23 protein-coding genes are annotated in these 23582 nt (G+C 71.2%); 8 read left to right on the top strand and 15 right to left on the bottom strand.

The annotated features are described in order from the left end of the window. The first annotated feature begins 60 nt into the window (after positions 1-60). Together IT184_16390 and IT184_16385 are read left to right on the top strand one after the other, a co-directional pair. Entirely contained in the window at positions 61-390 is a 330-nt protein-coding gene (locus IT184_16390; protein ID MCC7010389.1) for a hypothetical protein, read from the top strand. Further along, positions 375-599: a hypothetical protein gene (locus tag IT184_16385; GenBank protein MCC7010388.1), complete on the top strand. Its 225-nt coding sequence runs from the start codon at positions 375-377 to the stop codon at positions 597-599. Before IT184_16390 ends, IT184_16385 begins: the two co-directional genes overlap by 16 nt. A 25-nt stretch (positions 600-624) precedes the next feature. On the opposite strand, the gene IT184_16380 is transcribed toward IT184_16385, so the two are convergent. From IT184_16380 to IT184_16340, 9 genes are read right to left on the bottom strand one after another with little or no spacing between them, the layout of a single operon-like run. After that, positions 625-1914 (bottom strand): glycosyltransferase family 4 protein, encoded by a 1290-nt coding sequence (locus tag IT184_16380; protein MCC7010387.1) that lies wholly within the window; start codon positions 1912-1914, stop codon positions 625-627. Positions 1915-1917: 3 nt separating this feature from the next. Continuing rightward, positions 1918-3189, bottom strand: coding sequence for a glycosyltransferase family 4 protein (locus tag IT184_16375; protein ID MCC7010386.1), 1272 nt, complete (start codon positions 3187-3189; stop codon positions 1918-1920). Continuing rightward, complete coding sequence (locus IT184_16370; protein ID MCC7010385.1) at positions 3186-4337, bottom strand: glycosyltransferase; 1152 nt, start codon at positions 4335-4337, stop codon at positions 3186-3188. Before IT184_16370 ends, IT184_16375 begins: the two co-directional genes overlap by 4 nt. Next, a complete protein-coding gene (locus IT184_16365) occupies positions 4337-5416 on the bottom strand; it encodes a methyltransferase domain-containing protein (GenBank protein MCC7010384.1) in 1080 nt (359 codons plus the stop codon). Before IT184_16365 ends, IT184_16370 begins: the two co-directional genes overlap by 1 nt. Continuing rightward, positions 5413-6594 carry a glycosyltransferase gene (locus tag IT184_16360; GenBank protein ID MCC7010383.1) on the bottom strand — a complete coding sequence of 394 codons (1182 nt, stop codon included), beginning with the start codon at positions 6592-6594 and terminating at the stop codon, positions 5413-5415. Before IT184_16360 ends, IT184_16365 begins: the two co-directional genes overlap by 4 nt. 52 nt (positions 6595-6646) lie before the next feature. After that, positions 6647-8014 (bottom strand): hypothetical protein, encoded by a 1368-nt coding sequence (locus IT184_16355; protein MCC7010382.1) that lies wholly within the window; start codon positions 8012-8014, stop codon positions 6647-6649. 3 nt (positions 8015-8017) lie between these two features. After that, positions 8018-8806 (bottom strand): CPBP family intramembrane metalloprotease, encoded by a 789-nt coding sequence (locus IT184_16350; GenBank protein MCC7010381.1) that lies wholly within the window; start codon positions 8804-8806, stop codon positions 8018-8020. 37 nt (positions 8807-8843) lie between these two features. Continuing rightward, positions 8844-10379 carry a glycosyltransferase family 39 protein gene (locus IT184_16345; GenBank protein MCC7010380.1) on the bottom strand — a complete coding sequence of 512 codons (1536 nt, stop codon included), beginning with the start codon at positions 10377-10379 and terminating at the stop codon, positions 8844-8846. A gap of 46 nt (positions 10380-10425) precedes the next feature. After that, positions 10426-12264, bottom strand: a complete 1839-nt coding sequence (locus IT184_16340; protein ID MCC7010379.1) for an O-antigen ligase family protein — start codon at positions 12262-12264, stop codon at positions 10426-10428. 280 nt (positions 12265-12544) lie between these two features. Between IT184_16340 and IT184_16335 the strand changes: the two genes are divergently transcribed. Together IT184_16335 and IT184_16330 are read left to right on the top strand one after the other, a co-directional pair. Continuing rightward, positions 12545-15367, top strand: a complete 2823-nt coding sequence (locus IT184_16335; protein MCC7010378.1) for a vitamin B12-dependent ribonucleotide reductase — start codon at positions 12545-12547, stop codon at positions 15365-15367. 168 nt (positions 15368-15535) lie between these two features. After that, positions 15536-15691, top strand: a complete 156-nt coding sequence (locus IT184_16330; protein MCC7010377.1) for a hypothetical protein — start codon at positions 15536-15538, stop codon at positions 15689-15691. A gap of 228 nt (positions 15692-15919) precedes the next feature. Here IT184_16330 and IT184_16325 read toward each other — a convergent pair whose 3' ends face one another. The 5 genes from IT184_16325 to IT184_16305 all read right to left on the bottom strand — a co-directional run bounded on the left by IT184_16325 (position 15920) and on the right by IT184_16305 (position 18848). Continuing rightward, complete coding sequence (locus IT184_16325; protein ID MCC7010376.1) at positions 15920-16198, bottom strand: ribbon-helix-helix protein, CopG family; 279 nt, start codon at positions 16196-16198, stop codon at positions 15920-15922. Continuing rightward, positions 16123-16509: a PIN domain-containing protein gene (locus IT184_16320; GenBank protein ID MCC7010375.1), complete on the bottom strand. Its 387-nt coding sequence runs from the start codon at positions 16507-16509 to the stop codon at positions 16123-16125. Before IT184_16320 ends, IT184_16325 begins: the two co-directional genes overlap by 76 nt. Positions 16510-16517: 8 nt before the next feature. Beyond that, positions 16518-17453 (bottom strand): hypothetical protein, encoded by a 936-nt coding sequence (locus tag IT184_16315; protein MCC7010374.1) that lies wholly within the window; start codon positions 17451-17453, stop codon positions 16518-16520. Positions 17454-18210: 757 nt separating this feature from the next. Next, a complete protein-coding gene (locus IT184_16310) occupies positions 18211-18645 on the bottom strand; it encodes a type II toxin-antitoxin system VapC family toxin (protein ID MCC7010373.1) in 435 nt (144 codons plus the stop codon). Next, a complete protein-coding gene (locus IT184_16305) occupies positions 18621-18848 on the bottom strand; it encodes a hypothetical protein (GenBank protein MCC7010372.1) in 228 nt (75 codons plus the stop codon). The genes IT184_16310 and IT184_16305 overlap by 25 nt, the downstream gene beginning before the upstream one ends. A 718-nt stretch (positions 18849-19566) precedes the next feature. On the opposite strand from IT184_16305, the gene IT184_16300 reads away from it, so the two are divergent. The 4 genes from IT184_16300 (at position 19567) to IT184_16285 (ending at position 22628) form a co-directional block, all read left to right on the top strand. Further along, a complete protein-coding gene (locus IT184_16300; GenBank protein MCC7010371.1) occupies positions 19567-20334 on the top strand; it encodes a hypothetical protein in 768 nt (255 codons plus the stop codon). 125 nt (positions 20335-20459) lie between these two features. Then, positions 20460-20759, top strand: a complete 300-nt coding sequence (locus tag IT184_16295) for a hypothetical protein (GenBank protein MCC7010370.1) — start codon at positions 20460-20462, stop codon at positions 20757-20759. Further along, positions 20756-21169: a type II toxin-antitoxin system VapC family toxin gene (locus IT184_16290; protein ID MCC7010369.1), complete on the top strand. Its 414-nt coding sequence runs from the start codon at positions 20756-20758 to the stop codon at positions 21167-21169. Before IT184_16295 ends, IT184_16290 begins: the two co-directional genes overlap by 4 nt. A 28-nt stretch (positions 21170-21197) precedes the next feature. After that, entirely contained in the window at positions 21198-22628 is a 1431-nt protein-coding gene (locus tag IT184_16285) for a winged helix-turn-helix domain-containing protein (GenBank protein MCC7010368.1), read from the top strand. 429 nt (positions 22629-23057) lie between these two features. On the opposite strand, the gene IT184_16280 is transcribed toward IT184_16285, so the two are convergent. Then, positions 23058-23582 (bottom strand): hypothetical protein (locus tag IT184_16280; GenBank protein ID MCC7010367.1); only part of this gene is annotated, 525 nt, incomplete at its 5' end.

Below are 23582 nucleotides of genomic sequence, written 5' to 3'. Positions count from 1 at the left end.
CGACGAGCACGTCCAGGAGAAGTCGCGCCCGACGATCTGAACGGTGAGTGTCTGTGCGGCGTGTGTGTGCTCGACACGGTCAAGGACATCGCGCAGTCGCTGAGGAGCGTGCAGAAGCGGAGCAAGTCCGTGCTCTTCATCGGGACGGAGCTCACGACGGAGTCGCCGATCGGGGAGTGCAACGCGCTGGTTCGCGACGCCAGGCGGAGACTCTTCCAAGTGCTCGACACCGTGCACGTCACGGTGCACGTGTTCGACGCCGCGGGGCTCGAAACGGGCACGTTCGCCGCCAGCTCGAACGTGCGGGCGCGTGACTTGTTGAAAGCGACGCTGCGGCAACCCGCGACCGGCTCCTTCGACAAGGCAATCTCGGCGTGCTGCCCGATGTGACCGGCGGGCGCACCGTGCTCAACTCGAACGATCCCGATCGCATGGTGCCGGCGATCTTCGTGGAGAACTCCACCTACTATCTCCTCGGATTCGAGCCGCGCGCACCTCGCGATGGGAAAACCCACGCGATCGTCGTCAAGGTCGACCGCAAAGACCTCATCGTCTCGTACCGCCGCAGCTACGCGAGTGCGGCCGAGAAGCGCTTCTGAGCCGGGCACCTGTAGCCGCAGGCCTTCAGGCCCGCGGAATCGTTTCGTGTCGCTGGTGAAGCCGCCGTTCCAGGAGCTCCTCGTAGAGCGCGATCTGGCGATCGACGAGCACCGTCCAGGAGAAGTCGCGCTCGACGATCTCGCGGCTGCGCGCGCCCATGTCGATCAGCCGCGCCGTGCTCGCGGCCGCCTCCTCGATCGCCGCCGCGAGCGCGGTGTCGTCGCCGGGTTCCACGAGCCAGCCGTTCACGTCGGGGTGCACCTTGTCGGGCAGGCCGCCCGCCCGTGACGCGATCACCGGCCGCCGGTGCGCCATCGCTTCGAGCGTGACGAGCGAGCTGCCTTCGTACCTCGTGGGGTGCACGAACACCGAGGCGGCCTCGTACCAGCCGTGCAGGACGGCGTCGCTCGCTCGGCCGGCCCACACGACGTGCGAGGCGATGTTGCGCTCGGCGACGTGCCGCTCGAGCTCCCGTCCGTACGGGCCGGCGCCGACGATGACCCAACGCCAGCCGAGCGCCGGCAGCGTGCCGCCCGCGGCCGCGGCGCGCGCGAGCGCCGCCGCGAGCACGTCGAAGCCTTTGTTGAACTCGAGCCGTCCCACGCTGAGGAACACGAGCTCGCCCGCGCCGATGCCGTGCCGCTGCCGGAGCAGCCGGCCGTCGGTGGGCCCCGCCATGCCGGTGACCGCCGCGAGATCGATGCCGTTCGGGATCGTGCGAACCTGCCCGGGCCGAGGCCGGAGATGGCGCGCGACCGTGGACTCGAGCGCGACGTCGGTTGCGATGATCGCGTCGGCCGCGCGGGCGACGCGGCGCACGGCCCAGCGCAGCGGCGTGTAGCCGATGCGCTTCAGCCGCCCCTGTCGCTCGGCCGTGGCGCCGAACTCCTCCAGTCCCTGGGGATTGAGCACGAGCGGCACCGGAAGATCGGGACGCGCCGCGCCGAGCACGCTGGCGCCGAAGCCGTGGATGACGTCGACCTCGCCGGCCCGGGCGAGCGCGCGCGCCATCGATCCGGCGCGCCAGCCGTACAGCAGGTACGCCGTGCTGCGGTCGAGCACGGTGGTGCCGCGGCGGTTGGCCGCGGGGAACGTCCAGTACGGCACGTGGCGGATCCCGATCAACGGCGATGCGAACGGGTCGGCCGCCGCTTCCCGGCGCACCGGCGCGGGCGGCGGCACGATCAGCGTCACGCGCACGCCTCGCGCTGCGAGGTGCCGCACGAGGTCGTGCACCGATCGTTCGAGCCCGCCGACGCCGTGGAGCGGCATGACGGCGCGAGCGACGACGGCGACCGAGAGCGGGCGGGACATGGCTCAGGCGGCGCTCGGCTGAAGGAGCTGGCGATAGACCTGCTCGATGCGCTCGACGACCGAGGTCGCCGAGAACCGGGTGTGCACGTCGGCGCGCGCCGCGTGCCCGAGCGACGCGCGCAGCCGCTCGTCCGCCGCCAGCGCCGCGAGATCGCGCGCGAACCCCGGCGCATCGTCCGACAGCAGCCCGGTGACGCCGGCGCGGATGATGTCGCGCGTGCCGCCGGTGTTCATGGCCGCGATCGGCGCGCCGAGCGCGGCCGCCTCGATGAGCACGCGGCTGAGCGACTCGGGGCCGTACGAGGGGAAGGCGAGGAGCGTCGCGTGCCGCATCCACGCCCACACGTCCGCGCGGTCGCGCCAGCCGAGCACGCGCAGGTCGATGCCGAGGCGTGTGGCCTCGGCTTCGAGCGCCGCGCGCAGCGGGCCGTCGCCCGCGATCACGACCGGCCACGTGATCCCGGCCCGCGCGATCGCGGGCAGCAGGTACTGGACGCCCTTGTTCAGCGCGAGCTTGCCCGCGTAGAGCACGTAGGGCCCGGCGAGCGGCGGATCGGCTGCCCGCGCGGCATCGAGCGCGGTCATGTCGATCGGGTTCGGGATCGTGTAGAGCGGCGTGGACGCGAGCTCGGGCGCGCGCGCTCGCAGATCCTCCGCGATGACCGAGCTCACCGCGATGACCGCGCTGGCCTTGGCGAGCGTGGTCCGCTTCGTCCGGAGGTTCGCGCGCATGTACGGAATCAGCGGCCACGCGGCCAGCGACGCCGCGCCGGCGCGCGGCCGCACGCACCTCGTCATCATGCTGACGGAGCAGGCCGGGCAGAGCTGCGGCTGCGACGGATCGTAGATCAGGTCCGACCAGTAGCAGACGGGCCAGTAGTCCCTCACGGTCGCGACCACCGGCGTGCCGCTCGCGAGCCCGGTGCGGATCGCCGGCACGGTGGTCATCACGTGCTGGGCGTGCACGACGTCGACCGGCTGGCGCCGGAGCCGCTCGTCGAGATATCCGGACAGCGCGCGCCAGAGCTGTTCGTTCTTGACGAGGTTGCGCACGACCGGCACGTTCGGCGCGCCATGGCGGAACGTCGTGACCCGCACCGATTCGTGCTCGCGCTCCTCGGGCGGCCCGGACGTCGTCGCGTCGGCTTTGATCACCTCGACGTGGTGGCCGAGCGCCATCAGGCCGCGCGCGAGCTCCCACGTGCTCCAGCCGCTGCCGCCGCAGCCGGGCGGAAACGAATCGGTGACGATCAGCACGCGAAGCGGCGCGCTCATCGCCCGGACACCAGCGCCTGCAGGCGCGCGTCGAGCGCGGCGCAGTGCGCCGCCCAACTGAAGTCCCTGACGACGCGCGCGCGCGCGGCCGCGCCGAACCGGCGCCGCACGTCAGGGTCGGCGAGCGCCTGCAACGCGCGATCGATGCCGCGCGGATCCTCGGGATCGTAGAGCATGCCCTCGACGCCGTGCGAGACCAGCCGCTGCAGGCGGGGCAGCGCCGGCGCCACGACCGGCAGGCCGGCCGCCATGTACTCGAACACTTTGAGCGGCGACCAGTAGAAGCCGAGCTTGAGCGCGGCGTGCCGGCTCGGATCGAACGGCGCGACGCCGATGTCGCCCCACGCGAGCGCGGCCGGCAGCCGGTCGTGCGCCAACGCGCCGGTGAACACCACGCCCGGCACGCCGCGCGCGACGCGCTCGGCGGCCGGCCGCTCCGGGCCGTCGCCGATGAGCAGCGCTCCGAAGCGATCGTCGCCCGCGGCGTGCAGGCGCGCGAGCGAGGCGACCAGGTGCACGACGCCGTGCCACGAGCGGAACGCACCGGCGAACACGCACTGGATGCGCGCCGGGTCCATGGTGAACGGGCTCGGTGTCGACCGATCGGGACGGAAGTGCTCCACGTCCGCGCCCCACTCGATCTCCAGCACCTTGCCGCGATCGACCCACGCCGGCAGGATCGACGCCATCGGCGTGACGAACAGATCGGCGGCGCGGCAGATCCGCTCCCGCCAGCGGCGCATGGGCTCGACGACGAGCGCGTGGTCGAGCCGGGCTTTGAGCGCGCGGTCGTGATCGACGACGGGTGCGTTCACTTCGAGCACCGCCGGCAGGCCGAGCCGCTTCGCCGCGAAGACGCCCTCGCCGCCGAAGTTGTAGTAGCGCTCGATGACGACGTCGGCGCCGATCTCGCGTGCGAGGCGCGCGAGCCGGCGCGTGCGGGTCCAGCGAAGGACGTCGCGCCCGAACGGCGGGCCGAGCGGATGCCACGTCACGCGTCCCTCGGGCCAGCGGCCCGCCCCCGGCTGAACGGCGACGTGCACGTCGTGTCCGCGTGCGGCCAATCCAGCCGCCACGGCCTGGACGTGGACCGATCCGCCGAGCGATCCCGGCACGCGCTGGTCGATCGCGCAGTACAGAATCCGCATCAGGTCCCCGCCGCCTCGGAGGATCGCGTCGCCGGCATCGACCCGGCCGGCAGCTTGCGGAGCAGCGCGAAGTACGGACCGGATCGGAACCGGCCGAAGAGCCGTACGTCGAGCGCCATCACGGTCGAGACGGCGCGCAGGCCGCGGTAGGCGACGCCGCCCTGGCGCACGCGCGCCTGCGCCGTCGATCGCACGTGCTTCAGCGTCGCGCCGGCGTCGGCCGCCGGCTGCGCCCGCATCGCGCGGCGCGTGAGCAGCCGTTCGGCCATCCGCACGAGCACGTTCTCGACGAAGGCGCCGACGATAGGCGTGTAGTACGTGATCCGCTCGATCGCGAAGCCGCACTCGCCGACGACGCGGCGGAGCTCGTCGTGATCGGCGATCGGATTCAGGTGATCCGACTTGCGCAGCCGCTCCTGCCGGAGGTCGAGCAGCCCGGCGCGCTCGCACAACCGGGCGAACCGGTTGACGAGCCGCACGCCGCCGGCGATCCAGCCGTTCGTCCGCACGTGCGTGTAGACGAAGAGGCCGCCGCCCGGCTCGAGCACGCGCGCCGCTTCGGTCAGCACGTCGCGGAACGCCTGCGGCGACACGTGCTCGAGCACGTCGAGCGACCACGCCTTGTTGAACGACGCGCTCTTCAGCGGCAGGCGCCTGAGATCGCCGAGCACGAGATCCGACTGCGCGACCGCCTCCGGCGCGAAGTGCGGGCTGATGTCGATGCCGCAGAGCGCCGCGCCGGAGCCGGCGTTCCAGACGATCGTCCGGCCGCTCCCGCAGCCGAGATCGATGATCCGATCGCCCGGCCCGGGACGCAGGAAGCGGCGCAGCATGTCCTGCCGGATCCGGGACCCGAGCAGCGGCGGCGCGATCGCCTCGTGCCGCGCGTCGGCGTGGAGCGCTTCGTCGAGGTACTTCGTCTGCTCGGCGAACGCGGTCAGCGGCCGCAGATCGAGGACGCCGCCTCGCGTCGCGAACGTGCGCCCGCACCCGAGGCAGCGCACGGCGTCGTCGCGGCGCGCGATGCGCCCTTGGCACTCCGGGCACTGCGCGATGTCGAGGAGCGCGTCCGAGATCACGCCGTGCCCCCGGCCGCGAGGAGCGCCTGCTCGAGCCGTTCGGCCCGCCGGGCCCAGGTGAACGCCGGCGCGAGCTGCCGGGCCCGACGTCCGAGCGAGGCCGCCAGCGCCGGATCCGCCGCGAGCCGCTCGAGCGCGGCGCCGAGCGCCGCGGCGTCGCCGGGCGGCACGAAGATCGCCGCCTCGGGCGTGAGCACCTCGCGCAACGACGGGAGATCCGACGCGACGATCGGCCGCGCGAGCCAGAGGTACTCGAACAGCTTCAACGGCGACGTGTAGCGCTCGGAGATCGCCGACGCCGTGTTCGGCAGCACGAGGATCGACGCGCGCACGAGCGCACGCGCCACGCCGGCGGGAGGCAGCGGTCCGGTCATCTCGAGCCGGTCGCGCACGCGGCACTCGCGCGCGAGCGCCTCGACGCGCGACAGGTCGGCTTCCTGCCGATGGCCGCCGACGATGAGGCCGCGGACGTGCGGCGCCGCCGCCAGCGCGCGCACGAACACGTCGACGCCCTTCCAGGGATAGAGATGCCCAGCGTACGCGGCAACGGCTGCGCCATCCGGCGCCCTGTCGGCGCCGCCGACGCCCGGGTCGTCGGCGCCGTCCGGCGCGACGACGACGTGGTCGCGGGGCCCGTAGCGCGCCGCGAGATCGTCGGCCAGGCATCGGGTGATCGTCACGTACGCGCCCGCGCGCCGCCACACGAGCTGCTCGCGGCGATCGAGCCGGTCGAGCTTCGCCGGCGACGGCGCAAGGTCCGGCCGGCCGAGCAACGCGGGCATCTCCCGGCTCACGACCGGCGCGATGCCGTGCGATTCGTACACGAGCCGCCGGGCATCGAAGCGGCGGTCGCCCAAAAGAAACGATGCGACGCCGAGATCGCGGGTGTAGATCGTCGCGTCCGGCGCGGCTCGCACGCGTCGCCTCGCCGCGAGCAGGAACGTGAGGCGCCGATACCATCCCGGCCCCGACGCCGGCACCCGCTGCACCGCGAGGCCCGTCACCGGGGCCAGCCCGTAGAACGCGAACGGATCGCGCGGCGGCACGGCCGAGTCCGGGCGCACGACGAGCGTCGTCTCGTGGCCTCGCGCCGCCAGCGCCCGGCACGTCGCCATCGTCTGCGCGCCGTTGGCGCGTTCGATCGGGAACCTCGTGTCGGCGAAGTACAGGACGGTCACGTCGCTGAGCGCGGCTCCATTATGTGCCCGGCGGCCAGCGTGATCCGGCGCGTCACCGCTGCGGCAGGCCGTAGAACGACGAGCGATCCGCGAAGTAGCGCCACGCGAGCGAGGGCAGCGTCGCGGGCAGCTCGAGAAACGTGGCGCGCGCGTTGTCGCGGAGCGACAGCCGCTGCCGATCCATCGTGTGCAGGCCGAACTGCGCGATCAGGCCGACGTTCCACCACAGGCAGAGCGCGAGCACGGCCGCCCACGCCGCGCGCGCGGCGGTACGGCGGCGGAGGGCGGCAGTGAGCGCGGCGAGGCCGAGCGCGACGAGCGGCGTGAGCGCGACGAAGCGGCGCTGGCCGAACGAGCCCGCGACCGTCCACGACTCGACACAGCCGGAGACGTAGACCTGGAGCAGCCACATGACGATGGCGAGCGCCGCGATCCAGCGCAGGTCGGACGAGCCGGCCGCGGCCGCGAGCCAGATCAGCCCGGCCAGGCCGGCGAGCGCGAGCGGCGTCCAGAAGAACAGACCGTGCTGGGGCGAGAGCAGCACTTCCAGGAAGTGCGGCGACGTCCAGCTCATCTTCCTCACCACGGCCGTCGTCGGACCGGGATGGCCGTTGAGGACGGTGTAGGCGACGAGCTGCGGCGCGTACGCGAGGAGGAACGCGGCCGCGCCGGCCGCGGCGGCCATGAAGCGTTGCGGCGCGGTCGCGAGGCGGAGCGCGCGCAGGTAGTCGAGCGCCGGGCCGGCGAGGAAGAAGGCGTCCTGCTCGCGCACCATCGCCATCAGGCCGCCGGCCAGCCCGAGCGCGACCATGCCGGCGGGGCTCCAGCGATCGCGCACGCGCAGCCAGACGTAGAGGAACAGCGACACCGCGAGCGCGGAGCAGGCGTGCGAGAAGCCCGGCGCGACGTACATGTAGAAGACGAGCGGCGTGCCCAGGCAGACGAGCAGGGCCGTGCCGAGGCCGTGGCCGACCAGCCGGCGCAGCATGGCGGCCGTCAGAACGAGCGCGAGCCAGCCGTACCAGGCCGAACCCCACGTGACGGCCGTGATGTACGGCGCGCTGTAGCCGTCGGCGGGCGCGCCGGAGAGGAGCGCGGCCGCGTGGCCCGCGGCGAAGAACGGCGCCCAGAGCACCGCCGTGCCGATCGGCGCGAAGTTGTAGCGGCGTCCCGCTTCGTTGATCCGCTCGAGGAACGTCTCGTGGAAGCCGGCGTTGCGCATCGCGCCCGACTCGTAGAAGTGCGTGTACTCGTTCTCGAAATCGGCGTCGCGATCGAAGGCCGCCGACCGCAGCCACGCGTAGTACTCGACCTCGTCGTTCGCGTAGAAGCGCGTCGTGACGGCCGGCAGCGTGAGCAGGACGAGCAGCGCGGCGAGCGCGACGGCGCGCCGGCCGGCCGGGTTCGAGGCCGCCGCCATCCGTCAGGCGCCGAGCGTTCTGGCGAGGACGGCCTGCAGCACTTGCGCGGCGTTGAAGCTGGCGTGATTGACCATCGAGAGCACGACCGACTGGCGGCGAATGTACATCACGCCCCAGAAGAGGCCGAGCAGCCCGACGGCGATCGCCACGTCGAGGCCCTGATCGACGTGGAGCGCGCCGAACAGGATGGTGAAGAGCGCGAGCCCGAGCCTCACCCCGCCGAGCCGCTGCTCGAACCGGTGGAGGATGAACCCCCGCTGCAGCTCCTCGCGCACGCCGCCGGCCAGCACGGCCACGAGCAGGAAGATGCCGGCCGTGAGCGGCGAGGCCATGTAGGCCTCGAACGGGCTCTTCGACACGGTGTGCAGGCCGGGCGCCACGGCCCGGATGAGCAGCACGACGCCCGTGACGGCCAGAAAGGCGACCGGCAGCAGCGCGAGGCCGAGGAGCACCTCGCCCTTGATGGGACGCGTGCCGACGAACACCGGTCCCGACTGCTCGCTGCTCAGGATCAGGAAGAGGCGGATCAGGAGCGCGATGAGCGCGGTGTCGACCAGGCTCACGACGGCGATGAACTCGAAGGCGATGCCGCCGCTCGCCGGATCGATGAGCGGGATGCCGGCGCCGAACGCCACGGCCGACGCGGCGGCGAGCTGCGTCGGGATGCCCGACACGAGGAAGACCTGGAGCGCCGCCCACCAGCGGGGCATGACGAGGGCGCCGGGGCCGGCGGCGAGCGCCGCTGCCGGCGGGCCGGGCGGCAGCGGCAGCGTAGCCTGGTGCTCGTCCACGGTCTCACTCTATCAGGGCGCGCACGTGAGGGACGTCTCAGGGCAGTTTCAGGACCGTGATGGTCGGGCCGGGATGCTCCGTGCTCGAGGGGAACGCGTGCACGATCTGCGCGCCGCGCGCGAGCGCGGCGTAGCCGCCGAGGCTGCCGCCGCCGGCCGCGCGATCGCCCGGCGGGTGCGTGGAGACGGCGACCACGTAGGTGATGCCGCGCGCGCGAAAGTCCTCCACCGGCGTGTCGGCGATGCGCGTCGAGAACTCGACGCCGACCGAGGGCGGCAACTGGACGTTCTCGAGGCCGTGCGCGACCTTCTCGCCGGGGCGCACGACGCTCGCCAGCCATCTCGCGGCTTGATCCACCGTCGACAGCTTCCGATCGCCGACGTTCCGGCCGATGCTCGAGCCGAGCGGGGGCACGAGCACGAGGAGCAGGGCCGCGGCGGCGAGGCGGCGCGCGCGCGACGGCGCCGGCGCGGCCAGCCACGCGGCGCGCAGGCGGCCGATCGCGATCGCCAGGAAGATCGACAGCATCGGCGCGATCGGCATCGCGTACCGTCCGAACTGCAGCGCCCCCTGGCGCGAGATGAACCAGAGAAAGACCGGAGGAAAGACGACGAGCGCGAGCGCGGCCGCGCGCAGGCCGCGATCGCGCAGCATCAGGATCGAGAGGACCGCGCCGGCGGCGCACAGGCCGACGCCGATCCACCCGATCTCGAGCCAGACGACGGGCGGCGCGGCGAACCAGCCGCGCATGTACTTGAGGTACGTCACGAAGCTGTCGACGGTCGACCGGCGCGCGTTGTAGTGCTGCATCAGCGAGGCGAAGCCGTTGAGGAAGCCCGGCAGATCCAGCACCGAGTACGGCGCGCCGAGCAGGAAGCCGGCCGCGGCGCCGCCGAGGGCCGCCGCGACGGCCCGCGCGGCGATCGCCGCATGCGGGAGCACGAGCGCCGTCGCGATCGGCATCAGCAGGGCGAGCACGCCGTGGTACTTCGTGGCACCGGCCGCACCCGCGGCGGCACCGGCGAGAAGGTACACGCTCAGACGTCCCGTCTCGGCGCCGCGGATGGCCAGCCAGAGCGTCAGCGTGATGAAGAAGGTGAGCGGCGTATCGGTGAGCGCGAAGTGCGACTCGCGCACGTGCTGCGGCTGGACGGCCATCGCGCCCGCGGCGATGAGCGCCGTGGCGACGCCGAAGCGCCGGCCAATCAGGTACACGAGCCACACCGTGGCGGTGCCGAGCACCACGCTCACGAGCCGCGCGCCGACGAGCAGGTCGCCGATCCACATCTGATCGAGCGACGCCCACTGCCGGTCCATCGCGCCGGCGAGGAACGTGATGGCGCCGACGGCGGTGTGGAGGTAGAGCGTGAGGCCGCCGTAGTCGTAGAAGTGCGGGTTGAAGTCGCCCGTGCGCATCATGCGCAGCGCGATCTCGAGGATGACCGGCTCGTCGACGCCCATGCGGTACGGCGCGCCGGCCGAAATGCCCGAGATTCGCAGGCCGGCCGCGGCCGCCACGATCGCGCACGCGAGCAGGCGCGTGCGCCGGGAGGCCGGGAGGGCGGGGAGCACGCGCGGGATTCTAGTCGTGGCGCCGCCGAACGGCAAACACCGGTCGTCACCGCTGCGTCAGCGTGCCGACGAGGAGCGTGCAGCGCGCGGGCTCGACGGTCAGATCCAGGCGTCGCCATGAGCGCGGCCGGTCGGCCGGCGGAAGCTGCAGGGTCGTCGCGCCCCAGGCCGCGTCGCCGGCGACGACCTGGCCGGCGGGCCGGCCGTCGATCGCGATCGAGACCCGGCAGTCGGCGATGCCGTCCTGACGCGCGCGCAGCGGCAACGTCACGGTGCGCGTCGTGCTGGCGAGAAACCAGGTCGACCGCGGGTCGGCGACCCGGTACGTCACGCCGTCGAGCGGCGCGGGCGCCTCTGGCGCGCCGCGCGAGAAGCCGGCGATCGGCTCCATCGCCCGCTGCGCGTCCATGCGCGCGGGCAGCGCGATCGCGATCGCTCCGATCGCCAGGCCGGCCAGCGCGGGCCGGGTGCGCGAGCCGGCCGGAGCCGGCACCGACATGCCGGTCACGAGGCCCACGGCCAGGAAGAACGACGCACGGATGTGCGGGTCGAGCAGCGGATGGCCGAGCAGCGCGCTCACGAGCAGCGCCGCGATGCCGCCGGCCAGGGCCGTGGCCTCGGGCGCCGCGTGGGGCGCGATCCAGCCGCGGCTCGCCGCGCTGCGAAACGGCGTGCCGATGAGCCAGAGGAACCCGAGCAGCCCGACGAGGCCCAGCTCCACGAGGATCTGCAGGAAGTTGTCGTGCGCGTTCTCGCCCCGCGCCGCCCAGCGGAAGCGCTGGCCGAAATCGGCCGGCAGGTGGCGCAGGGAGGCGGCCTTGAAGTTGTCCAGGCCGATCCCGAAGAGCGGGCGCTCGGCCGCGAGCGCGAGCCCGGCCCGCGTCATCTCCACCCGGAACCCGCCCGCGCGGAAGACCGACGCGTTGCGCGTGCCGAGCGCGGCCACCACCGCGAGCACCGCGACGGCCGCGACGAGGGCGCCGAGCACGAGCGCGATCCTCGGGCGCGAGGCGGAGAACCAGGTCAGGCCCAGGCCGCCGACGACGCCGCCGAACGCCGCGCGCGATCCGGCGAGCCAGACGGCGAGCAACAGCAGGCCGGCTGGCGCCAGCCAGAGCCGGGAGCGGCGCACGGCCAGCCACACCGCCGCCACGGCGAAGAGCGCGTAGATCGAGCCGGCGGCGTTGATGTCCGGGTAGAACGCGTTGAGCCGCACGTCGCGGAGCACCGCGAGCGCCGCAACCGATGGCGCCTCCTGACGGAGCGAGATTTCCGCGAGGCGGATCGCCGACGACGCCGAGAGCACGGCGCCGGCGAAGACGAACATCCGGACGAACCGGCGGCCTGCGCCGGGCGCGTCGCGCACGATCCGCTCCGCCACGACGGCGAGCGCAATCGCTTCGAGCCACGGGAGGACCGACCGCACCACGCTGGCCTCGTCCTGGGGGCTGAAGTAGGACCACGCCGTGTCGCGCGCGACGGTTTGGAGGAGCGCGCCGGGCGCATCGCCGGTCCACAGTTGGCGGGCAGACAGCGCGACGACGGCCCAGCCCACGAGCGTGGCGCCGAGGACGAGGGCGGGCGCGGCGAGCTGGAGCGGGGCTCGCCTGGCGGAGACGGCGCCCTGGAGCAGGGCCGCGACGAGAAACGTCAGGAGGAGCGGCTCGGCGATGGCCGGCGTGCCGAGGAGCAGGTTCAGGGCGGGGGCCATCGGGAACAGGCCGGCGACCACGAGCAGCCCGGTGGCGGGACGGGCGAGCGTGGCCGCGGCGACCACGGTGAGGAGGGTGGCCGCCGGCCACGACAGGCCGGGATCGCGCCACAGGCCCACGAGCGGCAGCGCGAAGATCGTGCTCGCTGCCGCTCCCAGGACCCGCCGCATCACCTCGCGACGATACACCAGGAGCCCGGCAGCCGAGGGTCTCGGCCGCTGGAAGAGGCCGGCGAAAATAGGGCACCTGAAAGAACGGCCGTACTTACCGGCGTCACTTCAACATGTGGCGTAGGGCCGCTGCGTGGGGCACAATATGTCGTGGGATCCGTCTTGACAACCGCGTAACGCGGGCGCATAGTTCCTGCTCCCGCGGCGCTCCCCTCGCGACCGAAACGACAGCACGGTCACGACGAAGGTCAGCAGCGCCGTGTACGGATCCCTGGAGGACGAAATGCAGCACGCGCAGCAGTTGGACACGCCGGCGTTGAAGGCAGCCCGGACGTTCGGTCCGGGCCGGTCGGTCTCCGGGCTCGAGTTCGAACGCTATTTCACCAAGGACGGCGTCGACCCGTTCGACGAGGTGGAGTGGGAGCTGCGTGCGGCGGTGATTGCCAACGAGCGCGGGGAGCTGGTGTTCGAGCAGCGCGACGTCGAGTTCCCGAAGTTCTGGTCCCAGCAGGCCACCAACATCGTCGTCTCGAAGTACTTCCGCGGGCAGATCGGCACGCCGGAGCGGGAGCGGTCGGTGCGGCAGTTGATCGGGCGCGTGGTGGAGACGATCACGCGGTGGGCGCGCGAGCAGGAGTACTTCGCGTCGGAGGACGATCTGCAGGCGTTCAGCGACGAGCTGAAGCACCTGCTCGTGTACCAGAAGGGGTCGTTCAACAGCCCGGTCTGGTTCAACTGCGGGTTCGAGAAGGCGCCGCAGTGCTCGGCCTGCTTCATCAACTCGGTGCAGGACACGATGGACTCGATCCTGCGGCTGGCGCGCACCGAGGGCATGCTCTTCAAGTTCGGCTCGGGCACGGGCACGAACCTGTCGCCGATCCGGTCGTCGAAGGAGATCCTGGCGGGCGGCGGCACGGCGTCGGGGCCCGTGTCGTTCATGAAGGGCTTCGACGCGTTCGCGGGCGTCATCAAGTCGGGCGGCAAGACGCGGCGCGCCGCGAAGATGGTCATCCTCAACGCCAATCACCCCGACATCGTCGAGTTCATCAACTGCAAGGTCGAGGAGGAGAAGAAGGCGTGGGCGCTCATCGACGCCGGCTATGACGGCTCGTTCACCGGGCCGGCGTACTCGTCGGTGTTCTTCCAGAACTCGAACAACTCGGTGCGCGTGACCGACGAGTTCATGCGCGCGGTGCTCGACGACGGCGAGTGGCGGACGCAGGCGGTGACGACGGGCGAGGTGGTCGACCGCTACAAGGCGCGCGACCTCATGCGGCAGATCGCGGACGCCACGTGGATCTGCGGCGATCCCGGCATGCAGTTCGACACGACCGTCAACGACTGGCACACCTGCTCGAACACGGCGCGCATCAACGCGAGCACCCCGTGCTCGGAGTACATGTTCCTCGACGACTCGGCGTGCAACCTGGCGTCGCTGAACCTGATGAAGTTCCTGCGGCCGGCCGGGGAGGGGGCGTCGCGCGATCTCGCCGGCGAGTTCGATGCGCCGGCCTTCGCGCGGGCGTGCGAGGTGTTCATCACGGCGCAGGAGATCCTGGTCGACAACGCGAGCTACCCGACGGCGGCGATCGAGCGCAACAGCCACGATTACCGGCCGCTCGGCCTCGGGTATGCGAACCTCGGCGCGCTGCTGATGTCGCGCGGCCTGCCCTACGACAGCGATGCGGGCCGCGACTACGCCGCCGCCATCACGGCGATCATGCACGGCGCGGCGTACGCGCAGTCGGCGCGCGTGGCGCGCGATCACGGCGGGCCGTTCCCCGGCTACGCGAAGAACCGCGAGCCGATGCTGCGCGTCATGCGGAAGCACCGGGCCGCGCTCAAGGACATCGACCGGCTCAACGTGCCGAAGGATCTCTTCGAGTACGCCAAGCAGGTCTGGGACGAGTGCGTCGAGCTCGGCGACGAGCACGGCTACCGCAACGCGCAGGCCACCGTGCTGGCGCCGACCGGCACCATCGGCTTCATGATGGACTGCGACACGACCGGCGTGGAGCCCGACATCGCGCTCGTCAAGTACAAGAAGCTCGTCGGCGGCGGGCTGATGAAGATCGTCAACAACACCGTCCCGATGGCCCTCGCGAAGCTCGGCTACACGCCGGCCGAGATCAAGGAGATCGTCGACTACATCGACGAGAACGAGACGATCGAGGGCGCGCCGCACCTCGAGGACCGGGACCTGGCGGTGTTCGACTGCGCGTTCAAGCCGGCGCGCGGCGTCCGCTCGATCCACTACATGGGCCACATCAAGATGATGGGCGCCGTGCAGCCGTTCATCTCGGGCGCGATCTCGAAGACGGTCAACGTGCCGAAGGCCGCGACCGTGGGCGAGATCGAGCAGGCCTACATCGACGCCTGGCGGATCGGCGCCAAGGCCGTGTCGATCTACCGCGACGGCAGCAAGCGCACGCAGCCGCTCAACACGTCGAAGGACAAGGAGAAGGCGTTGGCCGTCGAGGCCGCCGGGCCGCGGCGCCGCAAGCTGCCCGACGAGCGGCGCTCGATCACGCACAAGTTCGACATCGCGGGCCACGAGGGCTACATCACGGTGGGCCTCTACGAGGACGGCCAGCCGGGCGAGCTGTTCCTGACGATGGCGAAGGAGGGGTCGACGATCTCGGGCTTCGCGGACGCGTTCGCGCAGGCCATCAGCTACGCGCTGCAGTACGGCGTGCCGCTGCAGGATCTGGTGGACAAGTTCAGCCACGTGCGGTTCGAGCCGGCCGGCATGACGAAGAACCCGGACATCCGGTTCGCGAAGTCGATCGTCGACTACATCTTCCGGTGGCTCGCGGCGAAGTTCCTGTCGCCCGAGGCGCAGTACCGCGCGGGCGTGAACAACCGCGACGAGGTCACGACGCCCGAACAGCTCGTGCTCGACGTCGCGGCGGCGGCCTCCGCCCCGAAGAGCGGCGCGCCAGCCGGCCTCGCCGACGCGGCGTCAGCCGCGAAGACGGCCTCGAAGTTCGCGGCGATCCAGAACCAGGAGGACGCACCGCCGTGCTCCACGTGCGGGTCGATCATGGTGCGGTCGGGCGCCTGCTACAAGTGCCCGAACTGCGGCACGACGAGCGGCTGCGCGTAAACGCTGAGCACCTGTAGCCCGGCGGCCTTCGGGCCGCCGGGCCTCGCTTCCAGAGGCGCGGCGGGGAAATCAGGGCCCGGCCTCGCGCTCCTTCCGCTCCGGCTTCGGACTGCCGCCCTCGCGGTGCTCGCATCCGGCCGGGTCCTACATCGCCGCCGGGAAGCTGTGGTGGTCCCGTCCGTCCTCTACCTTCTCGGCTTTCACGGCTCGGCGGCCGCCGATGGCAAGGTGCACTCGCTGTCGGTCAGGGTCAATCGGCGTGACGTCACGGTGTCGACCAGGCGAAGCTACGTGCGGTCGAAGAAGGGCGCACGCCTGGAGTAGCGGCAAGGATTCCTTGTTCTTCTCGAGCCCGACGAGCCGTGGGGGTATGCGAGGTCGATCTCGCTGAGCGTGCGTTTCAAGACTCCCGCGGCGGGGGTAGCGCCGGACGGGGCGCCCTGCGTGGCGCGCAGGCGACGCCCGTGATCACGCGCGTCGTGCCGCGCACCACGTGGGGCTGTCCGGCGACAGGACCCGCGCTCGCCGAGTCTTGAAACACGCTCCGAAGGATCAGCCGACGATCTCGAGCAGACCTTCGTCAGCCAGCCGTTGTTCTGCGTCCGGATCGAGCTTCGCGCACTCCTCGGCCAGTCGCGTTCGTACCAGACGCGCCAGCTTCTCCGCCAGCGCGGTTTCGATCGCCTGGCTTCGATTCCGGAAGCGCTGCCGGGCGACGAGACCGTCTACGCGGTCGAGCAGATCGGCATCGAGCGTCAGGTCGACTCGTAATGCTTCGCGTTGTTCGTGATGAGAGTCAGGCCGTGGTGGATGGCGCAGGCCGCGATCCATCGGTCATTGACACCCATAGTCCGGTCGCTGCGAGTAGCCGTCTTTTCCAAGACGAGTCGCCCATAGGCGCGGCAGATGTCAATGTTGTACGGGACTATGACCACTGTCTGAAGCTTGGCCTGCACGGCCTCGAACCGCTCTGGATTCGCGCCAGCTTCGTAGAGACCGGAGAACAACTCTCCGACCGTGATGAACGACACCGCGGCTCGTTTGTTGTGGACGTGTTTGCGATATCGGTCGGCGTTGTCGCCCTTCCCTTTGAGCAGATAGGAAAAGACGTCCGTGTCGAGGAGCACTGACTCGTCCGGCATCGGCCATCCTAGTGGCGTTGACGATAGATACCCTCGACCATCGCGTCAACATCGAAGTCATCTGGAAGGGCACCAGCCAACACGCTGGCGTCACGTAGCGGCTCGATGCCCTGTTGCTGCGCCAATTGCTCGAACGTTGGGTGTGCGAAGAAGCTACCAGCGTCCATCGTCAACGGATCAATCGGATGGACATCCACGATGTCTAGGGTCTCAATTCGTTTTGAGTAGGCGTTGATCGTCGCGTTCCCCTCTAGCCTGACAGGGCGACGGAGATTGTCCTGCACCTTCTTCGCCAATTCCGGCGCGAACGTGCAGATGATAGCCGGTTCGAGCGCGAGCCGTAGTCGGCAGCGGTAATCGTCGGTCTTGAAGTCAGCCATCTCTAGGACGCCGTCCTTGCTGACGTGCGCGGCCCGTGGTGGCTCGAGCCGAGCCTCGATGCGATCCCGAACGTCTTTCGTGAGCAGCGCGCGTTGCTTGGGCCGTGACGTCGATCGCGAGCGACGACGCATCGCCGGAACCCACTCGACTGATGTCACCTTGCCGTTCAGGACATGGCCGAGGTTCCGGATGCTATCGAGCACCCCTGCGTCGGTGTCTCCGATTCGCCCGGCTGCAGCATTCTCGATGGCCTCGCCAACCTTCGAGATGGCATCGCGGCTGATGCTCATCACGTCCGGTAGTTGACGTTGCGGCTGCGCCAAATCGAAGCCCAACACCGTAGACCCCTTGCCGAGTGACACGAGTTCGAGTTCACACTCGACTTTCACCTTGCCGGTCGGCGGCCCTGGCCGAAGTGTCTGTGTCTCGCCCTCAATCGCTGCCGCCTGACGGTTGATGGCGGTCTGTGCGTGCTTTGCGATGTCGATCAATTCAGATACGCCGATCCGCCCAGGCCGTGGGCCGTGGATGCGGAGCGTGAGTACCTTCGTGGGACGCTTCACGTTCACCTTGTGTCTCCGTCGCCGTCGTTCCCCGGCGCGAGCGTTCGCCATACGCGGCCTCCCACCCCTCGTGGGGTAGGCCGTGCCCAACGGCTTATCGTTCGCGACCCTGAAAGTGCGTAGTCCTCGCCCCTGCTTCGGTATCACTGACGGCCTGCTTCCCGATCGGTGCGCTGCCAACGCACAGAGTCGGGGCCTTGCTCTGGACCGGCAATCCTAACCGCTTCGCACGTCCACCACCAGTCTCATCATGACTGGCCGGTATGACGGGGCGCGACAGGCGGTCCGCTGATGGCCGATGCAACACGCGCGGGGTTCGACTCCCTGGCACTTCACCTAACCCTTTGATGTAGCCGCCCTTCTTGACGGTCTCCTAGCCTTCCGGGCTGGCTTCTGCTTCCTGGTGGCCGGATGGCCCGGCGGAGGCGGAGGCGTGCGCAGAAGGGCCCTGACGGCCGTCTCGAAGGACGCGCCGATCTCGGCACGAGGCGCGTGATCACGGGCGTCGCCTGCGCGCCACGCAGGGCGGCCCCGTCCGGCGCCACCCCCGCCGCGGGAGTTTCGAAACGCACTCTGAGCCGTGCTCATTACGTGATGACGGCATCGTGCCGCCATCGAGCGGCTCGCTCGTCACACGCGTGCCTGCCGCCGAACGACCCCACGTGGCCATTTCCGGTCGCGGCACTCGCGACGCCGTGGCGTGGTGCGCTCCGTCCGCGCACGCGTCGTGCCTTGCCAGCGCCTCGTCAATCGACAATCAACGAAGCCGCAGTCCGCGAGGGCGACACGCGAGCTCCGGAAATGCCTTCAGCACGGTCTTGTCGAACGTGACGAGTGGGCTGGCAGTGCGGGCGGCGAGCTCGACGAAGAGCGTGTCGTACACGGTCACCCCAGAGTCAATCGATCGCAGCAGAGCGCCTTGGAGGAGGGTGGCCGTGGCCACCGACTCGATGCCGAGCCGACGTGCGAGCCCAAGGCGCGCCGGGGCGTCGCCCGGGGCCAGGACCCCAGCGCGTGTCGCCATCCACAGGACGTTCGTGAGCTCGGCCTCCCAATGCGCGGGCGCGAGCGGCGTCGCCACGTGCTCGAAACACAGGCGGGCCTCGTCGACGAAGGCCTCCGTGCCGAGAAGCAGATAGGCAATGACGTTGGTGTCGATGACGGCCTTCACGGCCGGCCGACGGCCATCCACCTATCGACCTCCGCCGCCGTTGGCCGTTGCGTCTGCGCCTGCCAGCCTGCCTCGATCTGGTCGAGCACCGCGCGGCGTTCGACGACGTAGCCTTCGAGGAGCTCACGCACTTCCTGCTCCATGGAACGGTTGTGTCGCTTGGCGAGCGCTTTCAGCGACTGCACGACCTTCAGGGGCACATTGCGAACCGTGATTGTCGGCATGGAGACCTCGCTGCTAGCAGTATGCTAGCACACGGGCCACGATGTTCGAGCGAGAGCAATCCAACGTCCGCGGATGCGTGTCGCGCGGGATCATCAGGTTCGATTGATATGTCGAATCAGACAATAGGCGTTCCGGCCGCCTGAGCCGTGCGGCTGCTCTTCGACGAACAGTTGAAGCGGCACGTCAGCCAGAACGGACAGCACCTCCCGGTTGGGCTGCTCCTGCCTCTGCGCGCGGCCCGAGCCGATCCGGCTGGATCCGCGCATCGCGCTGGTGGCGTTGGTGTCCGATCGGCCGGCTGGGTGCGGCGGCGGCGTTGGCCGTCGGGCGGCTCGAGGTTGAGCTCGTCCGCGCCGGCTTCGAGCCGACGCGAGCCGCGGCCCTCGATGTGGGGCCGATCCACGGCATCGTGCCGCCACCAACCGGCGTTCACTCCCCGATGACGCGCGCGTCGCCGCCGCGTTGGCACGGTTCCGGTTGCCCGCCGCGTGGTTCAGCGGCAGATCCGCACGGTTCACGACGAAAGATCCACGGGTTGAAGGCGCGCACGCCGCCGTCAGCCGCCAGCGCAGGGCGGTGAGCACCGAACGATCGACGGTGAGCGGCGAGCGATCCGCGGTGAGCTGCCGCCGCGGACGCGATTTCAGAGTAATTCAGGGAAACCTTCAGGACTTCCGGCGCGAGCGGCGCGACCATGGCGCCCAAGGAGGCAACACCATGACTCGCAACGTGAAGCAACGATACGAGATGTTCCTGAAGGTCCGGGATTTCGGCGTGATGCACCGCGCGTGGTTCCCGGACGCATCGCCGGCCGGCAAGGCGTTCGCGGCGCTGACCGCCGCGGTGGGCGAGGTCGATGCCATCACCACCGGCACGGCCATCGCCGAGGCGGCAGACAAGAAGACGAGGGCGGAGCTGCGCGACGCCATCGTCAGCCGCCTGAAGACCATCGCGCGGACCGCGCGCCTGGCGAAGAAGACGTCGCCCGACGCGGACCTGGCGTTCGCCCTGCCGGTGCGCCAGGCCGACGACGCCCTCGTGGCGGCGGCGCGGCAGTTCGTCAAGAAGGCGGAACAGGTGCAGGAGCTGCTCCAGCACCTGGGCGTGGCCGTGAACGTCTTCACCGAGCTGCCGGTGCTGATCGATCGTCTCCAGCGGGCGATCGACGGCCGGCGCAAGGACAAAGACGGCCGCGCCACGGCGCAGGAGGGGATCAGGAACGCCATGACGCACGCCCTCGACGCCGTCCGCACGCTCGACGTCCTCGTCGTCAACGTCCTGGAGCACGATCCCGTGCGGCTGGCGGCGTGGAAGCGCAGCCGCCGGGTCACCCCGAAGACCAGAAGCCAGGGCGACCCGGTGGCGACGGACACGACAGCAGCGCCGCCAGCGCCGCCCACGCCGCCCAAGAACGACGCGCCGCCCGTGCCGCCCGTGCCGCCCGCGCCGCCCAAGAACGACGCGACGCTGCCGAAGGCGTCGTGACCGCCTCACCACACGCCGGCGGGTCCTGCCATCGGGGCAGGGCCCGCCGGTGACGTATCCGGCTTCGATGCCGCGCGCGGAGGCGGCCGTGTCTGGGCGGCGTAAATATGTGCTATCTTTACACCATGGGTTCCCGGCTGGTGAACGTCCGTCTGGATCAGGGCCGGCTGCGCAAGGCCGCCCGGCTCCGCACCCGCGGCATCGCGTTGTCGGACCTCGTTCGTGACGCGATCGACCTTCGGTACGAGGAGCTGACCGGCCCGCCGGTGGCCGACGACGTGCGTGGCAGGTTGGCGCGGCTCCTCGCACGTCATCCGGATCCGCCCGGGCTGCCGGCGAGGGAGTACGACGTGCACGACCGGCGGCAGGCTCGCGAGGCCATCGCGCGCACCCTCGATCGGGGGCGCGGCAAGCGCCGCGGATGACCCTCATCGACACGACGCCGCTCGTCGCGCTCTGCGATCCGCGCGACTCCTGGCATGCACGCGCGACAACCCACCTCGAACGGCTGAGCCGGGGCGGGCTCTGCACCTCCGAGGCCGTGCTCGTCGAGGCCTCTTTTCACCTCGCGCACCCGGCCCAGCGCCGGCGGCTGCAGGCCTTCCTCGCGGAGTTCGGCGTGGTTTCCGTCGAGACGCTCAGCGACGAGATCACGTGGGCGGAGGTGCTGGACTGGCTCGCGAAGTACGGCGACCACGAGCCCGACTGGGCCGACGCCGCGATCGCCGTCCTCTCGGAGCACCACGCCGGCATCGCGGTGTGGACCTACGATCGGGAATTCCGCACGATCTGGAGGCGGCCCAACGGCACCGCCATTCCGATGGCGGTGAAGTAGCACGCGCCGGGTGCCGTAGAATGCCGCCGTGCCGGCTGCCGGCGGGTTCGGGTTCGGTCCGTTCCTGCTCGACCCACGCGCGAAGCGCCTGACGCGCGACGGCGCGGACGTGCCGATCGCGCCGCGGCCGTTCATCCTGCTCCACGCCCTCGTCAGCCGCGCCGGCGAGACGCTCGGCAAGGATCCGCTCATCCAAGCGGCCTGGCCGGACGTGATCGTCGGCGACAACAACCTCGAGCAGGCCATCTCGCAGCTCCGGCGCCTGCTCGACGCGACCCAGCCGCACCGCTACATCGAGACCGTCCCGCGCCGCGGGTACCGGTTCGTCGCGCCGGTCACGCGCGTGACCACGCGCGCGTCCGATGCCGTGCTCCGGGAGCTCGTCGCGCCGTGGCGGGCTCTCGTCGAAGGCCGCGCCGCCATCGAATCGCTCGACCGCCACAAGCTGCCGTCCGCCCGCTCGGCGCTCGAACGGGCGCTGGCGTCGCACCCCGACGATGCGACGCTGCGCGTGGCGCTGGCGAACGTCTGCGTGCTCCAGTTCGAGACCACGCGTGCGGAGGCCTCGCCCGATCGGGACGCGCTCGGGCACGCGGCCGGCCACGCGCGCGAGGCGTGCCGTCTCGATCCCGACTACGGCGAAGCCTGGGCCACGCTCGGGTTCGTCCTCGAGCGCACCAGCGAGCGGGCCGAGGCCCTGGTGGCGCTCGAGCGGAGCGTGCGGCTCGAGCCCGACAACTGGCGCCACACGCTGCGGCTCTCGGCCGGCAGTTGGGGCGAGCGCCGGCTCCGCGCGGCGCGGCGCACGCTGGCGCTGATGCCGGGCCTGGCGCTCGCGCACGGCCTCGCGGCCACGGTCTACGTCGCCCGGCACCTCTTCGCGGAGGCCGGCCGCGAGATCGAGGCCGGCCTGGCGGCGGCCTCGATCGCCGGCGCGTCACGCTTCTCGGCGGTGGCGCTCTACTGGCTCGAGGGGCTGCTGTGCCTGGCGCGCGGAGACGACGAGCGGGCCCTGGGGTGGCTGGAGCGGGAGCTCGCGGAGGAGGCGCGCGGGCATCTGTACTCGCGTGAGTGCTGCGCGAACGCGTGGTACGCCGTGGGCGCCGTCCACCTGCGGCAGGGCGACCACCCGCGTGCGCGGTCGGCGTTCGCCGAGGCGGTTGCGCGCGTGCCGGGGCATGCCATGGCGCAGGCCGGGGTGATGCTGATCGAGCGAGGCGAGCGGTACGAGGTGCCGGCCGCCGCGGCGGCCGACGTGGACGTTGCGATGGCGCGTGCGGTGCGGCTCGTGGCCGAGGGCGACTCGCCCGGTGCCGCCCGGCTGGTGGCGTCGGCCCTGGCCGTCGCGCCCGACGGCAACGCCGGCTGGCTGCTGCCGCTGGACCCGCTCCTGGGCGTGTCGCGCGCGCCCGACGCGTGGGCTCCTGCGCTCGCGGCGTTGCGGATGCGGGCCGTGTGAGCGATCGGCGGTGAGCGCCGGCGGCGTCGAAGCCGTCTCACAACAGGGTCTTGTTCCTCAGCTCCACAGGATGGTTTCCAGTACTTGGGCGTGCACGAGGCCGATCCCGCGATGCCAACCTGGAGCGTGGCGTTGCCGTCGGCGTCGGTCTTGGTGCCGTACGTGTTGGTGCCGAAATCGAGGGTGAAACCGAGCCCGGCGAGCGGCCGTCGGGTGAAGAACTCCTCGGCCGTGGTCGTGACGGTGATGGTCTGGGTGACGGGCGTGGGCTCCGTAGCGTGCTTGCCGCGACAGGCCTGCGCAACCACCCCGATGCCTGCAAGGGCCGGATACTTGCCGATCGTTTCAAGAAACTGCCGTCTGCTTGGGGGTAATCAGGTGCTCGAGCTTCATGAGATCGCGCCGTTTCGTCGCCGCCATCTGCGCGTGTCACGGCCTCTGACGCCGTCGATTTCGCCGGCCCGCTCGCCGTCTCGTGGTCGCGCCGATCGCCTCGAGCGGCCCCCACGCTCGCGCGCCAGGCCGGGACGGTCCGCCGCCGAATACGGCAGCGCTGGGCTCGATCTCGACGCGCACGTCCCGCAGCCGCCACGAGTCGGTGGCCGTCGTCGCGCCTTCGAACGCGAACCGGACGTGAACGACGAGGCCGCGGAACGCGGACAGGTCCACCTCCACGTCCTGCCAGGCGTCGCTGACGCCGACGAGCGCCAGCGTCATCCAGGTCTCGCCGTCGAAGCTGACCTGCACGTGCGCCCGGGCGTCGATCGCCGAGAGCTGCGACTGGAACGTGAGCCGCGCGTCGTCGCCCGGCGTAAGTTCGACCGGCCGCGTCCACCGCAGGACGTGCAGCGTGCCGGCCTCCGGCGCCGTGGTCGTCCACGCGTCGCCGTCCTGCGTCCACGTGTCGTCGGGCGAGGCGAGCGGCTCGTCCCCGAGCCGCGCCGCGGCGTCGCC

The sequence above is a fragment of the Acidobacteriota bacterium genome (assembly GCA_020853395.1).
Lineage (GTDB): Bacteria > Acidobacteriota > Vicinamibacteria > Vicinamibacterales > SCN-69-37 > JADYYY01.
This window is presented reverse-complemented; position numbering and strand designations above follow the sequence as displayed.

What these genes read in the sequence shown, in the direction of transcription:
- IT184_16380 (MCC7010387.1), bottom strand. Translation starts at nt 1,914, where the DNA reads ATGTCCCGCCCGCTCTCGGTCGCCGTCGTCGCTCGCGCCGTCATGCCG.
- IT184_16335 (MCC7010378.1), top strand. Translation starts at nt 12,545, where the DNA reads ATGCAGCACGCGCAGCAGTTGGACACGCCGGCGTTGAAGGCAGCCCGG.
- IT184_16375 (MCC7010386.1), bottom strand. Translation starts at nt 3,189, where the DNA reads ATGAGCGCGCCGCTTCGCGTGCTGATCGTCACCGATTCGTTTCCGCCC.
- IT184_16355 (MCC7010382.1), bottom strand. Translation starts at nt 8,014, where the DNA reads ATGGCGGCGGCCTCGAACCCGGCCGGCCGGCGCGCCGTCGCGCTCGCC.
- IT184_16295 (MCC7010370.1), top strand. Translation starts at nt 20,460, where the DNA reads ATGGGTTCCCGGCTGGTGAACGTCCGTCTGGATCAGGGCCGGCTGCGC.
- IT184_16325 (MCC7010376.1), bottom strand. Translation starts at nt 16,198, where the DNA reads ATGGATCGCGGCCTGCGCCATCCACCACGGCCTGACTCTCATCACGAA.
- IT184_16300 (MCC7010371.1), top strand. Translation starts at nt 19,567, where the DNA reads ATGACTCGCAACGTGAAGCAACGATACGAGATGTTCCTGAAGGTCCGG.
- IT184_16370 (MCC7010385.1), bottom strand. Translation starts at nt 4,337, where the DNA reads ATGCGGATTCTGTACTGCGCGATCGACCAGCGCGTGCCGGGATCGCTC.
- IT184_16290 (MCC7010369.1), top strand. Translation starts at nt 20,756, where the DNA reads ATGACCCTCATCGACACGACGCCGCTCGTCGCGCTCTGCGATCCGCGC.
- IT184_16305 (MCC7010372.1), bottom strand. Translation starts at nt 18,848, where the DNA reads ATGCCGACAATCACGGTTCGCAATGTGCCCCTGAAGGTCGTGCAGTCG.
- IT184_16320 (MCC7010375.1), bottom strand. Translation starts at nt 16,509, where the DNA reads ATGCCGGACGAGTCAGTGCTCCTCGACACGGACGTCTTTTCCTATCTG.